Source organism: Nocardia sp. NPDC004604 (assembly GCF_040609795.1).
In the GTDB taxonomy this organism is placed as follows: Bacteria; Actinomycetota; Actinomycetes; order Mycobacteriales; family Mycobacteriaceae; genus Nocardia.
The window spans coordinates 1-14,520 of record NZ_JBEXLC010000194.1 but is presented as its reverse complement, the minus strand read 5'-3'; the positions used below and the strand labels follow the sequence as shown (position 1 = coordinate 14,520).

Genomic DNA, 14,520 nt, shown 5'->3' with positions numbered 1-14,520 from the left:
CGATCCAAACCTCCTACCGCGCCAGCCAAATGGTCCGAATCATCGGCCTCACCAGCCTCGCGGCCGGCGCCGTCGGCACCATCGACGCCTTCCACACACTCCCCACCATCGACCTCGACAAAGCCATCGCCGGCCTCGCCGCCATCATCGGCATGACCTCGATAATCGATGATCCGGACTCGGACGACATCAACGGGCACAATACCGCTGGTGGCGCGTTTACCACGAACTCATACACATCGAAGGTGAATAAGATCGCGAGCGAGTACGGGGTTTCACCGAAGGAAGTGAGGGATGCCATCCATAAGATCAAAGCACAAGGCGCTTGGCGCGGCGACGGGAACAATCGAAACCCTGACGTAATCGTCGATCTCGATACTGGTGAGGTCCACGTACAAAAACCAGACGGCAGCCCTTCCGAAGACAGCATCGGAAATATTCATGATGCACTGGAACACTGACGGGAGGCGAAGGAATGCAGCGAGAAATCATAGAACACGAGGATAGATGGATCATACTGCCGCTAAGGGGAAGTCGTATCGTCGCTAGCGAATGGCACCCGAGCCAAGTCGATCTAATTATCGACACAGGCTTCAAAGTAGTCATCGGATATGACGCCGAATTATCCTTGCGGACCAGCAAGGAGGACTCGCCCGACCGTCACGAATTACCCCATTGGTCGAGGGGGGAGGCAGAAAGAATTCTAAAATCCGAAATACTGTCACCAGTGTTCTTCAAATCCGGCGGCGCCAGGATTGCCCTCCGAAATGGATGGCTCTTGCTTCTCGCTGATCGACCAGCGACATCACCGGCGGCAGTTTACTCCGAATCCTCTCTGCTGTGGACCCGCGATGGACTGTCGCGCCAAGCGGAGTATCCGGTGCTCAGAATAGATCCGTGGACGGGACGAATGGTCACCACACCGGAATGGCCGCCCCGCCCATCCAACCTGGCCATCAACTACGAATCCGACGATATCAACGACTGACCGGTCGGGCAAAAGGAAATCAAAGGTAAGATCGTTGAACTGCTCGACAAGCTGCGACAAGCCATTGATTGACTCAAAGCGCCCGCCTCCCGTAGGTCAGCGAAGACACGAACCAGAAACTGCCCATCCTCGTATACATTGACTGTAAGCATCGATGGGTGGCTGGCGAGTTAGGTTTCGAAGGGGGCAATGGCGCGGGCGCGCAGACCGCCGCGAAATCAGAACCAGGGAAAGCGTGAACGACGATATTTCGAACCAACCCTCGAGCAGATAGACGGCGTCGCCTGGCCGGACCCACGGGACTGCCCCGAGTTCGGGACTGGCGGGGTGTGATGGTTCAGGCCGCCAGCGCGGCCTGATTGAGGGTTTCATACGGGGTCAGGCGGCCGAGGCCGCGTTGCCGGCGGCGTCGGGCCACTCGGACCGGACACGTTCTGTTCCGGCTGTCGAGCTCGCGCGGCAGGCGCGCAATCATCGAGGTAAAGACCGCCCTGGAGGCGAGGAAGCCGAGCAGTACCGAAACGAGCACCAGCCGCGCGCCGGGCAGCTCCGACAGGTGCAGGTTGATCAGCACCCGCGCACTGAGCGTGCTCGACGCCAGCCCGGACAGACCGATCGAGACCACGAAGGCCAGGCCGAGTCCGATCAGCGCGCCGAGGTCGGAGAGCTTGACAAAGAACCAATTGCCTTCCGGACTCTGCTGTTCCATTATCGGCGAGCCACACTGGTTCCGATGTGCCGCTGATCCGACCATCCGACCCCGATCGGCGTCTGCGGGACTCGTCGGAATAACCGGCACGGCACCACGGTTAACTTGGTTGCCATATCCACCAAATGCAAGCCGAGGAGAGGCCGTGCAGTTCGGAATCTTCACCATCGGTGACGTCACCACCGACCCGACCACCGGTCGGACGCCCAGCGAGGCCGAGCGGATCAAGTCGATAATCGCGATCGGCGAAAAGGCCGAAGAGGTCGGCTTGGATGTGTTCGCCACCGGTGAGCACCACAATCCGCCGTTCGTGCCGTCGTCGCCGACCACCATGCTCGGCTACCTGGCCGCCCGCACCGAGCGGTTGATCCTGTCGACCGCAACGACGCTGATCACCACCAACGACCCGGTCAAGATCGCCGAAGACTTCGCCATGCTGCAGCATCTGGCCGATGGGCGGGTCGATCTGATGCTCGGCCGCGGCAACACCGGACCGGTGTACCCGTGGTTCGGCAAAGACATCCGCGACGGTATCGCGCTGGCGATCGAGAACTACCATCTGCTGCGACGGCTGTGGCGAGAACCGCGAGTCGATTGGGAGGGCAAGTTCCGCACCCCGCTGCGCGGCTACACCTCCACGCCCGCGCCACTGGACGGGACCCCGCCGTTCGTCTGGCACGGTTCGATCCGCTCCCCGGAGATCGCCGAGCAGGCGGCCTATTACGGCGACGGGTTCTTCCACAACAACATCTTCTGGAACAAGGAGCACACCGAGCAGATGGTGCGTCTGTACCGGCAGCGCTTCGAGCACTACGGGCACGGCGACGCCGACCAGGCCTTCGTCGGGTTGGGCGGGCAGGTTTTCATGGCCGAGACGGAAGCGGCGGCGAAGAAGTTCTTCCGCCCCTACTTCGACAACGCCCCGGTGTACGGTCACGGGCCCTCGCTGGAGGACTTCAGTGAGCTGACTCCCCTGACCGTGGGAACACCCGAGCAGGTTATCGAGCGCACGCTCGGTTTCGCCGATTACGTCGGCGACTATCAGCGCCAGCTGTTCCTGATCGACCATGCCGGGCTGCCGCTGGAGGTGGTGCTGGACCAGATCGAGATCCTGGGCCGCGAGGTTGTTCCGGTGCTGCGCACGGAATTCGAGTTGCGCCGCCCACAGCATGTGCCCAGCGATCCGCCCACCCACAGCAGCCTGGTCGCGGCGGGCCCCGATGCCTCATACCATCTGGTGGAGCCTGCTCGGGAGCGTATCGAATCGGAGTTGAGCCGTTGAGCCGCAAAATCGTGGTGCTCAGTGCCGGAGTATCACAACCATCGTCGACGCGGATGCTCGCCGATCAGCTCGCCGCCGCCGTCTCCGCAGCGGTCGGCGGGCGCGGCGAGAGCATCGAGCTCGAGGTGATCGAAATTCGAGAATTGGCCACCGATCTCGCCACCACAGTCATCACCGGCGGGCTGCCCACACCCGCCGTAGCCGCGGCCCGGGAGAAGGTCTCCGCTGCGGACGGCCTGATCGCGGTGACTCCGGTATTTGCCGCCAGCTACAGCGGTCTGTTCAAGATGTTCATCGATATCCTCGACACCGATGCCCTCAACGGCATGCCGATACTGATCGCAGCCACCGCCGGGACCGAACGGCACGCGCTGATACTCGATCACGCGATGCGCCCGCTGTTCACCTACCTGCGGGCGGTTGTCGTGCCGACCGGAGTCTTCGCCGCGACAGCAGATTTCGGATCGACCGGGCTGACCGAACGCATCCACCGTGCCGCGGCCGAACTCGCGACGCTGATCGTTGCCGAACCGCCTGCGGTAGCGGGCCTTCTACCGGACATACCGCCGCGCCACCGTACCTCCGGTAACTCCCTCGCCGCCGTGACACCGTTCAGCAAGCTGCTGGCTGGCCACTCCGGCGACGGCCGCACCTGATTCTCATCGTCAGGACGCACGGCCCGTGCAGCGGCGCCTCGAGGCCGTCGAGCACACACGGCAGCCCGAAGTCGTAGGCCGGCCATCGCGCGAGCAAACATTCGGGGCGGTCGGGTGGCCTCGGAGGAAGTGCAGGCGTTCAGCACCGTCACGGCCCGCGCCGCCAGTCCAGTGCACAAGATGCTGTGCAGTCGCGTCACCGATCTCGTCCGCGCGTTGCACGGCATCCAATAGTTCGTCCTGGCGGGCGGCGTCTTTGACGCGGCGGACAATCAGCCGAGCGGTGATGCGATCTGGTTTGGAAGCGAAAGCGGTATAAGGGATTTCGGCGACCTCGGCGCCGGAGATCCACTCCCCGGTGTCGGGATCTCGCACCGCGCCCGGGTATTTCACCGGCGTCCACGCATCAGCGCCGATCGCCGCGATCGCCCGGGCCACGGCACGGTTCTTCGTCAGCACCAGCGAGAACCGGACACCGGCGCGGCGGCACGCACCGACGACCGAGCTGGTGCCGTAGGCCGAATCGCCATGGACCAGGATCTCACTGGTGACTCCGGCCGCCCGCGCGGTGGCGACGGTTTGAGCGACCATCGGTCCTGCGTCTCTGCCCGAGCCGGTCTTCCCGGCCCGCAAGCGCATCCCGGCGATCACCGGTGCCGCGAGATCGGTGCTGATCGTGGTCGCCAGTGGTGAAAGTCCTTTGCGGAGAATGCGTTTGCCCGCGATCTTGCTGTGTCCGTAGGAGGCACCTTGCTTGGCATACCCGTAGACCGGGCGCAGCAGCGAGTCGATATCGATGAACGCCTGCACTCCAGCACCCGGCAGCAGCTCCACCCGCCGACACAGCTGGGCCAAATGCTCGCGCAGCACCGCTTCGAGCTGGCGGGCGGGCCGAAGGTGAACTTCCGCAACAACATTCCGATCATCGATGGCGCATACACGCGATCGAACAATGCCCTCATCCCGCTGCTGCGCGGCACGTCGACATCGTCGATGCTGTCCGCGCCCGAACACATCCCCGCGATCAACGTGGCCAGCTTCGGCGCCGGATTCGCCGCCTCCGACTTGATCCGCGGGCCGCTGATCACCACCGTCTCCGCCAGCGCATCAACCAGTCCTGTTTGCTCGGCCAACCGCATAACCGGCACCAACCCGGCCAGCGACACGAGATTCTCATCATCGAACACCGCAGGCTCCGCGGCGAACCTTTGCGAAACTTGCACCCGAAGTGTCCTTCTGAACCGGACCGTTCATTGCATAAACAACAGTGATCATCCCAGCTCAGAAGGCGCTTTTCAGCTGCGATACCCTGACAGGCATTAACCCGTCAATAGACTCGAGCTAAGCTAGCGCGCAGATGTGCTGCTACACCAGGCCATTCAGCATCGAGCACCGAATAGATGACGGTGTCGCGCAGGGTGCCGTCGGGGCGGGTCCGATGCTGGCGCAGGACGCCCTCGTGCCGAACTCCGAGCCGTTCGATGGCATGCTGAGCGCGCAAGTTTCGGCTGTCGTTCTGCCAGACCACGCGTACCGCGCCGAGTACGTCGAAGGCGTGTTCCAGCAGCATGAGCTTCGCCTCGCTGTTCAAGCCCGTGCGCTGCCACGCGGTGCCGATCCAGGTGTAGCCGATGGCCAACGATCGGTGCGCCGGATCGATGTCGTAATACGAGGTGGTGCCGGCGACCTCCCCAGTCCGAGCGTCGATTTGAGCAAAGGCAGTGACATCGTCCCTGCTCAGACGTGAGGTGACCCATGTGCGCATATCCTCGCTCGTGCTGGGCTGAGGCACCAATAGCCAAGTCCAGATGTCCGGGTTACGGGTGGCCGCAAACAGTCCATCAGCGTGATCGACAGTCAGCGGCTCGAGCCTGACATGTTTGCCCGCGAGGGTAGGGGCGGTATACCAGGTGCTGCTCATCCTCCAAGTATGATGCAACGTCTTGGAGGATTGACACGATAACGACCGGGGCGGTGGGTTGATCCAGGGTTGGCTGGCCCGACATTGATCCCCGAACCGATCGCGATCCTATTGGCCAACATGCTGGTCAAACCTGTCTGGTCGGCCAGCGTAATCATCGGGACCAGCCCAGCGACCGATACGAGGTCGTCATCGTCGAACCGCGCCAAGTCCCCTGCGGAGGTGTGGAACAATCGCACTGAAAGTGTCTTTCCGATCTGCTGTTGATTGTTGCGTGAAGAACATCAATCATCGCAGCTCGGAAGACACTTTTCCTATTTCAGCACACCCCGTTCCACCGATCATGTCCACGGATCGAGGCTAAATCGTCGTTGTCGAAGGTGGTTTCGGCCTTCGACAACGCTCAGCAATCCACGTCACAGATCATCGTCAGTTAGGAATTCATGCGAAGTAATCTGACCCCCGGTATGCGTCTGCTCTCTGTACTCGGGCTGGCGGCAATCCTGCTCCTGCCCGCCGGGTGCGGTCTGTCGTCGTCCGACGAAAAGGTCATCGTCGAACAAGAGAGTCCAGCTCTGGCGGAAGCATTCGAACGTGTTCGGAACTCTCGGGGCACAGCTCGACTCGGGGACCTCATTACCGAATCCGGGATTCCGGTGGGTTCGTGGGACCGAATGTACAGCTTTTCGTCCGCCACAAAGGACAGCCTCAACGATAGTCTCGGGACGAAGGGATTGGACTGGTGGGGTCTCCCTTTTATGTCCGACTCTCTCATACAAGTATTCGTCAAAAATGGCAAAGTCGTGTACGCATACAGTGACCGCAGCCCACGGTACGCGGCTTATAGGGGCGCAACACCAGAGTCTGAGGTGAAAGCCGTGGAGCGAACAGCAGTGGGAACAACGGAAAGCGACACCTATTGGAGCATCCAAATCGAAGAGTTCCCAAAATAGGATAGACGCAACGCAGGCGGGCCGCGTCGCACGCCCTGGAGCGAACCCGACACTGATTGTGACCACGCGGACCGGACACGTTCTGTTCCGGCTGTCGAGCTTGGTGGATCTCAGCGTCCGAAATCCCTGTGCCAGCTGTGAATTGGCTTGATCAGAGCTGATCGACTTCGGAACTGGAACCCGAGAGGTGGGGCAGGTCAGGTTGTCAACTATCCGTGCAGCCTTACTATTCCAACATTGGCCTGCCATGTTGACATTCTTGTTGAGGTCGGCCACTTCGGTGGACACACGCACCTCCACCAACCGCTCCTCGCTTTGACAGCCACTCCGTGTCAGCGGCGGCGGCGAAGTCCCGAAAACAGTAGCGCCGCAAGAGCACCCGCGCCGAAGTAGGCCGCGCCGATGCCCATCGAGATGTCGGCGGCGCTCATGCGGGGCTTGATCACGGCGGCTGCAGGTGGGGGGATTTCAGCTTCGGGCTCGTTCTCCGATGCCGTTGCGGCCCAGGCGGTTGCGAACAGGAGGATTCGGTAGGTGATGTAGGTGAATACCATCAGGCCGATGATCGAGCCGAATGTTGCACCGGCGGGGCTGGTCAGGACCGTCTGCAGGTAGAACGACGCGACGTATTTGAAGATCTCGAAAACCACCGCGGCCAGTGCCGCCGCCCGTGCGGCGCTGCGGAGAGTGACCGGCTCCCTGGGCAGACGCGCGATCATCCAGGCGAGTACCGCCCAGGAGGCGAGGAAGCCGAGCAGCATCGAGATGAGCACCAGCATCAGCCGTGCCCCCGGCAGATCCTCCAGGTGGATCGTGATCAGCACGCGCGCACCGAGGGTGCTCGACGCCAGCGCGGACAGGCTGATGGAGACGATGAAGGCCAGCCCGAGACTGATAAGCGCACCGAGGTCGGAGATCTTGTTGAACAACCAATTGTGTTCGGGGCTCTTCTGCTCCCACTGTTCGGTCAGTGCCGCCCGCAGATTCGCCATCCAGCCGAGCCCGGTGTAGACACCGACCAGCAGACCCAGTGTGCCCACGGTGCCGCGCGAGTGCACCGCCTTTTCGATCAGATCGTTGATCTGCGTGCCGAGCGATCCCGGAATGTTCTCCACGATCTTGTTCTGCAGATCGGTGAACGTGTCCGGATGACCGGACAGCACGAATCCGGCGACCGCGAAGGCGACCATCAACAGCGGAAACAGCGATAGCACTGTGAAATACGTGATCCCAGCCGCGTAATAGTCTCCGCGTTGCCGCTGATACCGCTCGCCTGCCCGAACCAGATGATCGAGCCACGGCCGCGACTGGATCCGTTGTTCTACCGACGCCTTGACATTGTCGATCACCTGCACCTGTCACGCCCCTTCAACAGAGACCACGGTGTTGATCCGCAAGCGGTCGATACCGGTATTCCCGGGCTAGCGAGCCAAAAACCCCACCCGGTCGTAAACCTGCGCCAGCGTGTTGCCGGCGATCTCGCGCGCCCGCTCGGCACCGGCGATGAGAATGCGGTCGAGTTCACCCTGATCCGCCAGGTACTCTTGCACCTTTGCCTGCAGCGGCGTGACAAATTCCACCAGCGCGTCGGCGACATCGGACTTCAGATCGCCGTAACCCTTACCCGCATAATCGCGTTCGAGCGTGACGATCGGGGTGCCGCTGAGCGAACCGAGGATCACCAGCAGATTGCTGACACCGGGCTTGGTTTCCGGATCATAGCGGATCTCGCGCTCGGTATCGGTGACCGCGGAACGGATCTTCTTGGCGGTGATCTTCGGATCGTCGAGCAGGTTGATCAGACCGGCGTCGGTGGAGGCCGACTTGCTCATCTTCGAGGTCGGATCCTGCAGGTCGTAGATCTTCGCGGTGCCCTTGACGATATGCGCCTCCGGCACCACGAACGTCTTCTTGAACCGAGTGTTGAAGCGCTGGGCCAGATTTCGGGTCAGCTCCAGATGCTGGCGCTGATCCTCGCCGACCGGCACCTGATGCGCGCGGTAGAGCAGGATGTCCGCGGCCATCAGCACCGGATAGGTGAACAGTCCGACGCTGGCGTTCTCCGCGCCCTGTTTGACCGACTTGTCCTTGAACTGGGTCATCCGGCTGGCCTCGCCGAATCCGGTGATACAGCTGAGCACCCAGGTCAGCTCGGCATGCTCGGGAACCTGGCTCTGCACGAAGAGCGTGGAGCGCTTGGGGTCGATGCCGAGCGCGAGCAGCTGCGCGGCCGCCGCCTTGGTTCGGGCGCGCAGTTCCTTCGGATCCTGCGCCACGGTAATCGCGTGCATATCCGGGATGAAGTAGAGCGCGTCGTAGTCGTCCTGCATGGTCACCCAGTACTGCAGCGCCCCAAGGTAGTTGCCGAGATGGAAAGATGCGCTGGTGGGCTGGATCCCGGACAGCACCCGCTGTTTGCGATCAGCGGCCGGGGTCGTCTGAGCAGGACTGGACATATCCCGATCTTCGCATGCTGTGTCCGATCGGCGGCGTTCGCGGTCGGCTCCCGCCCGGTCATGCGGAATTTCGCGACGCCCAGTTGCGCGGGTCGACGCCCGGCATGCTCGGACGGCCGGTGCTGAGAAGTTCGTGTTCGCGCTTGGACAGCAATCGGTAGACGGGCGCACTCGGACCGGCCAGCGTGCCGCGCAATACCGGCGGAAGCAGCGGCGGGGCGATATGCGCGGTGCGCACACCCTGGGCCAGTGCGCGGAAGGCGAGCTGTTCAGGAAGTCCCCACCGCATCCCGTAAATATCGCGGATCCGCGGCGGCAGGCTGCCCTGCACCAGCAGGTAGAACGCGTCGACCACCTGGCGCAGCGGCCTGCGCTGCGGATAGGGCACGCGCTGACCGGCCAGATATGAGCCGACCAGCCGAGCCTCGTCGGTGAGGAACAGCTCGTCCGAGGCCAGGTAATCGTCGAAGGATGTGCGGAAAAGCCGGTAGCTGCCGGGCGCGGCCTCGCGCGGCATGCCGAACAGTTCGGCCCAGCGGACGTAGTCCTGGTACAGGCCCTCGCGTTCGCCATCGGTCAGCGGGCGGACCAGCAGATCGTGCATCATCTCGGCGGAGTCGAAGGTGAAGGCCATGGTCATGTACATCAGGTGCGGGTCGAGCGCGGAGTAGCCGGTGCCCGCCGGATGATGCGCACCCGCATCCTCGGGCAGCGCGCCGACGACCTTCGCATGCTTCTTGGAGGTGAAGGCCAGCGCCCGATCGGCCTCGTCCTTGGTGCCGAGGAAGACGGCCTCGAAGAGCTTGCCGGTCAACGCGAGTCGCGTGTAGGGGGTCGTCCGATGTTCGGTGCTCTCCGCTGTTCCGACATAGAGCAGCGGATGCACGGCGCCGACGACCAGGGCGCGCTGACCGTAGGTGAGACCCACCGCGCGCTTGCCCATGACCCGTCGGGCCATCGAATTGTCGGCGAAGTAGCCGGGTTCGGACATCGCTGCCTCCTCATCGAGCGCGGTCGTCGGGGCGCAGCGGGCATTGCGATCCGGACGGCCATCTTCCCGGCGCACGCCGGGGTACACAGCATCTGGCAATAGAATCTCCCAGAATTTAAGATCTGGCAATAGCGTCTGCCAGATTTGTGCTCGGATCGGATCCGGCTACCGCGTCGAACCGCGATCCGGTCAGCCACGACCGCACCCGTGCCAGAATCGCCGTATGGCAGCATCGCGCAGCGATTCGGTGGGACGTAGTGGTCGGGCGACCGGTGCGCCAGGCCATAGCGAATCCGCGAGCGATCGGCCGACAGGTAGGTCCGCAGCGCGCAGCGAATCCGCGAGGGATGGTGGCCGGGCGACTAATAGGTCAGGATCGCGCAGCGACTCCGCAGGAGGCAGCGGTCGGGCAACGGCCAGTTCGGCAGCACGTAGCGACTCCGTGAAGGATGGCGGTAAGGCGGCGGGCGGCCCAGCGAAGCGGACCTACGGTGGCGTCTCCGCCGACGAACGCCGGGCCCAGCGGCGCGCGGCCCTGCTGGATGCCGCGCTGGAGATCATCGGCACCCAGGGCATCGCCAAGCTCACCGTTTCCGGACTGTGCGCGCAGGCCGGACTCAACGAGCGGTACTACTACGAAAGCTTCGACAGCCGCGACGCGGTGCTGGCCGCGCTCATCGACAGAATCGCCGAGGAGATGGCCGCGACGATCGTCGGCGCTCTGCAGGCCGCCCCGGCAGACACCCGGTCCAAAGCACATGCGGCGATCTCGGCGGGCATTCATCTGCTCACCGACGATCCGCGCAAGGCGCATGTCGCGCTGATCGCTGGCATGGCGACCCCGGAGTTGCGCGCGCGCACGAACCAGACTGTGCGGGTATTCGCCCGACTCGTCGCGGCCGAGGGCATCGACTTCTACGGCATCACCGATCCGGAGCCGGATCCCACCATCGACTTTCGTGCCACCTACCTCGTCGGCGGATTGGTCCAAACCCTGACCGCCTGGCTACAGAACGACCTCCCGCTGACCCGCGACGAACTGATCGAGCACACCACCGATGTGTTCGTCCTCCTCGGCGAGGATCTGGCCCGCCGCCTCCTCTGAGTGAGCGCCGAATCGAATTGCCAGCTCGCCGAGAGCGGTCATTCGGCCCTACGGGCTCAGCCGGACGATCTGGGGATCGGCCGGTTCGCCTTGCAGGACAACGCGGAAGGCCAGGTCCTGGTTGGACCAATAGTCGGCGGCATCGCGCATTGTCTCGGCGAACCAGTCGCGCTCTTCCAGTTCGTCGGCGAGCAGTTCGGCCGAATCCCGGATCACGGCAACGTATCCGGTGGCGGAGCCGACGAAATCATCCAGGTCCCGCAGACATTCGTCGAAGGCGTCCTTATTTCCGCCGAAGTAGTACGGGAACTGGAAGGCGGCGGCGAATTCGTCGAAAACACCCGCGGTGGTACGCATCTTGCGACCGCGCAGTTCACGCACCGCGTAGCCGGAGGGGGCGTCGTAGCGCACGCCGCTGAATGTCGTCGCGTCTACCGGGAGAGCGCCGAGTACCGGCGTGGGTGCCGAGGGCACCGCGGTCGAGGACCGACCGGCCTCGGGGCGGGCAAGGAACTGCGATAACGAGACTGTCATCAGCGCATCCTCGTGAAGGTTTCGTAGTGGTCACCGGTGTACCAGGCGGAACCGTCGCTGCCGGTGACGATGCGTTCGGCGTCGCGAGAACGGTTGCGCTGCTTGGGGTTCACATCCCATTCCTGATAGGTGATGGGTTTACCTGCCGAATCCTTGGCAGGCAGCGTGCCCGCGCGGTTCATCCAGGTGTCGCCGCCCTTGGTGCCCGGCGCGTTGGCCGAATCCGGCCAGCGGCCCGCATCGATCTCGACCAGGGTCGCGTATGCGCGGTCCGGTACACCGGGAGCTCGGGTCGCGGCGGGCGCGGTGGTCGTGTCCGGTCCGCGCACCGGTACCACCACGCTGGTGCTGCGCGCGGTCGAGGCGACCGAGGCGACGGTCGGTTTGCTGCCCCCGCCCCCGCGCGACGCGAGCACCGCGATCACCAACGCCAGCACCGCAACGCCCAGCACGGCGAGCGAGCGAACTCGCTTGGACGTCGAATTCATCAGCACTCCACCGCATTCCCGAGCGTCACCGCGCCGTGTCGGGCGCGGGCATGAACTGTCTTCGACGTGCGGTTCATCGGCACCTCGCCGCTGTCCCCCGCACTGCCGTGCATCATTATCGACGCGAACCTCATCGGTACTGCACCGTGACCGGAGCGTGGTCGGACCAGCGCTCGGCGTAGGTCGCGGCACGCTCGACCACTGCCTGTTTGGCCCGGGTGGCCACCTCGCCGCGCGCCAAGTGGTAGTCGATGCGCCAGCCGGTGTCATTGTCGTAGGCGCGACCGCGATAGGACCACCAGCTGTACGGACCGGGGACCCCCGGGTGCAGACTACGCACCACATCCACATATCCGGCGGCGAGCATGTCATCGATCCAGGCCCGCTCGTCGGGCAGGAAGCCGGAGTTCTTCAGGTTGCCCTTCCAGTTCTTGATATCGAGCTCGGTATGCGCGACATTCCAGTCGCCGCAGATCACGAAATCGCTGGTCTGCGCCTTCATATGTGCGCCGATCTCGTTCAGGAACCGATACTTCTCATCCTGCATCGGCGTATCCGCCTCGCCGGTGTGCACATACACGCTGGCCACGGTCAGGTCATCGAATTCGGCCTCGACATAGCGCCCAGTCCCGGCGAATTCGGCGCTGGGCTGCCAGACACCGTCCTGCCAGCGCCCGATGCCGATGCGCACCGAGCGCGGTTCGCGACGAGACAGGATGCCGACCCCGGCCCGCCCCTTTGCCCCGGGCTCCGCATGTGTCAGATGCCAACCGGATTCCAGCGCCGCAGCGAGCGCGGCGCGCGTCTGCTCATCGGTTGCCCGGGTCTCCTGCAGACAAATGATGTCGGCCTCGGTGGCCGCCAGCCACTCGAGCATCCCCTTGCCCGTCTTACCCGTCGCTGCACGGACACCGTTCACATTGATCGTGGAGATGATTGTCGGCACCTCACGACCGTACAATGCTGGTCAGACGAACTCCCCCGGACATCGCCGTCCAGAGAGGGGTGATGACAAAGATGTCAGGCACCACCAACTCCTCCGCCCGTCGCGCGCCGATCAAGGCGCTGCATGTCGGATCCGGTGACCCGGTCCTGTTGCTGCACGGGTTCATGCTCTCGCCGCATTGCTGGGAACAGGTCGCGCTGCGGCTTTCCTCGCATTGCGAGGTCTTCGCCCCGGCCTTCGCCGGCCACTGGGGTGGCGAACCGATCGACGGCTGGTCCATCGATTTCCATTTCCTCGCCGACCGGATCGAGGATCAACTCGACGAACTCGGTTGGCGCACCTGCCATATCGCGGGCAATTCGCTCGGTGGCTGGGTCGGCTTCGAATTGGCCCGGCGCGGGCGAGCCCGCACGCTGACCGCTATCGCACCGGCGGGCGGTTGGCAGTCGCCATCGCTTGCGCAATGGCGCGCCGGCGCGAAGTTCCTGGCCATGGTACCGATCGTCGAAATCGGCAAGCGCCTTGGCGGATTCGCGATCGACAATCCGATCGCCCAACGCCTCGCGCTGCTCGCGTTGAGCAAGAACGTCGCGGCCGTCTCCCGACGTGACGTCGCCGCCATGATCACCGCGGCTCTGCACTGCGACGCCATGCTCCCGATGATCCTCGGCAGCACACGTGGCCCGGCACTCGACGACCTCTCGAACCTCGCCATCCCCGTCCGCCTCCTGATGGCCGAATACGACCGCATCGTCCCGAACCGCGTCTACGCGCGCCGCTTCCTCCAAGAACTCCCCGACTCCGCCGACCGCATCCTCGTCAACGGCGTCGGCCACGTCCCGATGCTGGAGGCCCCCGACCGCATAGCCACCCTGATAGCCGAACACATCTACGCCAGCCGCACCCATTTGCGCGCGGTCTGACCCGCCGAATATCCACAGGTCAGCGAGTTATCCACAATCGAAAGCGGCCCCTCGATTCGGTCCGCGCGGGCGTCTACTGTTGCGGGCATGGGGAGCCCACAGCGCGATCACGAGGTCCGGCAACTTCGCGACGATGTCGACGGCCTATACGACTTGACGAGCGGAACACACGCCACCGCAATGGCGACGAAACGCGCGGTTCGAGACGTCGACCTACGGCTCCGCTCGATGCAGGGGACCAATGGCCGACAGTTCGGTGTTGTTATCGCGACCCTCCGCCAACACGGCAAGTGTCTTGATCGGGTCGACGGACGGCTCGACCAGAACGATGGACGACTCGATCGGGTCGACATACGACTGGACAGAATCGACGGACGACTCGGCCAGGTGGACGAACGACTCGACCGCGTAGACGAACGACTCGGCCAGGTAGACAAACGACTCGGCCAGGTAGACAAACGACTCGGCGAGATGGACGAACGACTCGGCCAAGTAGACGAACGACTCAGCCAGGTAGACAAACGACTCGTCGAGATGGACAAACGACTCGGACAAGTAGACGAACGAC

13 protein-coding genes and 3 pseudogenes are annotated in these 14,520 nt (G+C 63.6%); 5 read left to right on the top strand and 11 right to left on the bottom strand.

Features of this window, described 5'->3' with window-relative positions; translation table 11 throughout:
• A pseudogene (locus ABZW16_RS39485) lies at window positions 1-461 on the top strand (hypothetical protein); the annotation flags it as partial.
• 864 nt (window positions 462-1,325) lie between these two features.
• Here ABZW16_RS39485 and ABZW16_RS39480 read toward each other — a convergent pair.
• Window positions 1,326-1,697 carry a hypothetical protein gene (locus ABZW16_RS39480; protein ID WP_354961265.1) on the bottom strand — a complete coding sequence of 124 codons (372 nt, stop codon included), beginning with the start codon at window positions 1,695-1,697 and terminating at the stop codon, window positions 1,326-1,328.
• A gap of 145 nt (window positions 1,698-1,842) precedes the next feature.
• On the opposite strand from ABZW16_RS39480, the gene ABZW16_RS39475 reads away from it, so the two are divergent.
• On the top strand, window positions 1,843-2,979 hold the full coding sequence (locus ABZW16_RS39475; protein ID WP_354961264.1) for an LLM class flavin-dependent oxidoreductase: 1,137 nt from the start codon (window positions 1,843-1,845) through the stop codon (window positions 2,977-2,979).
• Window positions 2,976-3,635 carry an FMN reductase gene (locus tag ABZW16_RS39470; protein ID WP_354961263.1) on the top strand — a complete coding sequence of 220 codons (660 nt, stop codon included), beginning with the start codon at window positions 2,976-2,978 and terminating at the stop codon, window positions 3,633-3,635. Before ABZW16_RS39475 ends, ABZW16_RS39470 begins: the two co-directional genes overlap by 4 nt.
• Before the next feature lie 249 nt (window positions 3,636-3,884).
• Here the strand turns inward: ABZW16_RS39470 and ABZW16_RS39465 are convergent.
• From ABZW16_RS39465 to ABZW16_RS39440, 6 genes and pseudogenes are all read right to left on the bottom strand, one after another.
• Window positions 3,885-4,858 (bottom strand): annotated as a pseudogene (locus ABZW16_RS39465) (IS1380 family transposase); the annotation flags it as partial.
• A gap of 104 nt (window positions 4,859-4,962) precedes the next feature.
• Entirely contained in the window at window positions 4,963-5,556 is a 594-nt protein-coding gene (locus ABZW16_RS39460; RefSeq protein ID WP_354961262.1) for a GNAT family protein, read from the bottom strand.
• A gap of 98 nt (window positions 5,557-5,654) precedes the next feature.
• A pseudogene (locus ABZW16_RS39455) lies at window positions 5,655-5,795 on the bottom strand (IS1380 family transposase); the annotation flags it as partial.
• A 1,046-nt stretch (window positions 5,796-6,841) separates the two neighbouring features.
• Window positions 6,842-7,864, bottom strand: a complete 1,023-nt coding sequence (gene yhjD, locus ABZW16_RS39450) for an inner membrane protein YhjD (RefSeq protein ID WP_354961261.1) — start codon at window positions 7,862-7,864, stop codon at window positions 6,842-6,844.
• Window positions 7,865-7,930: 66 nt separating this feature from the next.
• A complete protein-coding gene (trpS, locus tag ABZW16_RS39445) occupies window positions 7,931-8,965 on the bottom strand; it encodes a tryptophan--tRNA ligase (RefSeq protein ID WP_354961260.1) in 1,035 nt (344 codons plus the stop codon).
• A gap of 58 nt (window positions 8,966-9,023) precedes the next feature.
• Window positions 9,024-9,956 carry an oxygenase MpaB family protein gene (locus tag ABZW16_RS39440; RefSeq protein ID WP_354961259.1) on the bottom strand — a complete coding sequence of 311 codons (933 nt, stop codon included), beginning with the start codon at window positions 9,954-9,956 and terminating at the stop codon, window positions 9,024-9,026.
• A 442-nt stretch (window positions 9,957-10,398) separates the two neighbouring features.
• On the opposite strand from ABZW16_RS39440, the gene ABZW16_RS39435 reads away from it, so the two are divergent.
• Window positions 10,399-11,061, top strand: coding sequence for a TetR/AcrR family transcriptional regulator (locus ABZW16_RS39435; RefSeq protein WP_354961258.1), 663 nt, complete (start codon window positions 10,399-10,401; stop codon window positions 11,059-11,061).
• Window positions 11,062-11,109: 48 nt separating this feature from the next.
• On the opposite strand, the gene ABZW16_RS39430 is transcribed toward ABZW16_RS39435, so the two are convergent.
• The 3 genes from ABZW16_RS39430 to ABZW16_RS39420 all read right to left on the bottom strand — a co-directional run bounded on the left by ABZW16_RS39430 (window position 11,110) and on the right by ABZW16_RS39420 (window position 13,029).
• Window positions 11,110-11,595 carry a barstar family protein gene (locus ABZW16_RS39430; RefSeq protein ID WP_354961257.1) on the bottom strand — a complete coding sequence of 162 codons (486 nt, stop codon included), beginning with the start codon at window positions 11,593-11,595 and terminating at the stop codon, window positions 11,110-11,112.
• Complete coding sequence (locus ABZW16_RS39425; protein ID WP_354961256.1) at window positions 11,595-12,083, bottom strand: ribonuclease domain-containing protein; 489 nt, start codon at window positions 12,081-12,083, stop codon at window positions 11,595-11,597. Before ABZW16_RS39425 ends, ABZW16_RS39430 begins: the two co-directional genes overlap by 1 nt.
• 130 nt (window positions 12,084-12,213) lie before the next feature.
• On the bottom strand, window positions 12,214-13,029 hold the full coding sequence (locus tag ABZW16_RS39420) for an exodeoxyribonuclease III (protein WP_354961255.1): 816 nt from the start codon (window positions 13,027-13,029) through the stop codon (window positions 12,214-12,216).
• 62 nt (window positions 13,030-13,091) lie between these two features.
• Between ABZW16_RS39420 and ABZW16_RS39415 the strand changes: the two genes are divergently transcribed.
• Window positions 13,092-13,952 carry an alpha/beta hydrolase gene (locus ABZW16_RS39415; protein WP_354961254.1) on the top strand — a complete coding sequence of 287 codons (861 nt, stop codon included), beginning with the start codon at window positions 13,092-13,094 and terminating at the stop codon, window positions 13,950-13,952.
• Window positions 13,953-14,165: 213 nt separating this feature from the next.
• Here the strand turns inward: ABZW16_RS39415 and ABZW16_RS39410 are convergent.
• On the bottom strand, window positions 14,166-14,520 hold a 355-nt coding region (locus ABZW16_RS39410), incomplete at its 5' end, for a hypothetical protein (RefSeq protein WP_354961253.1).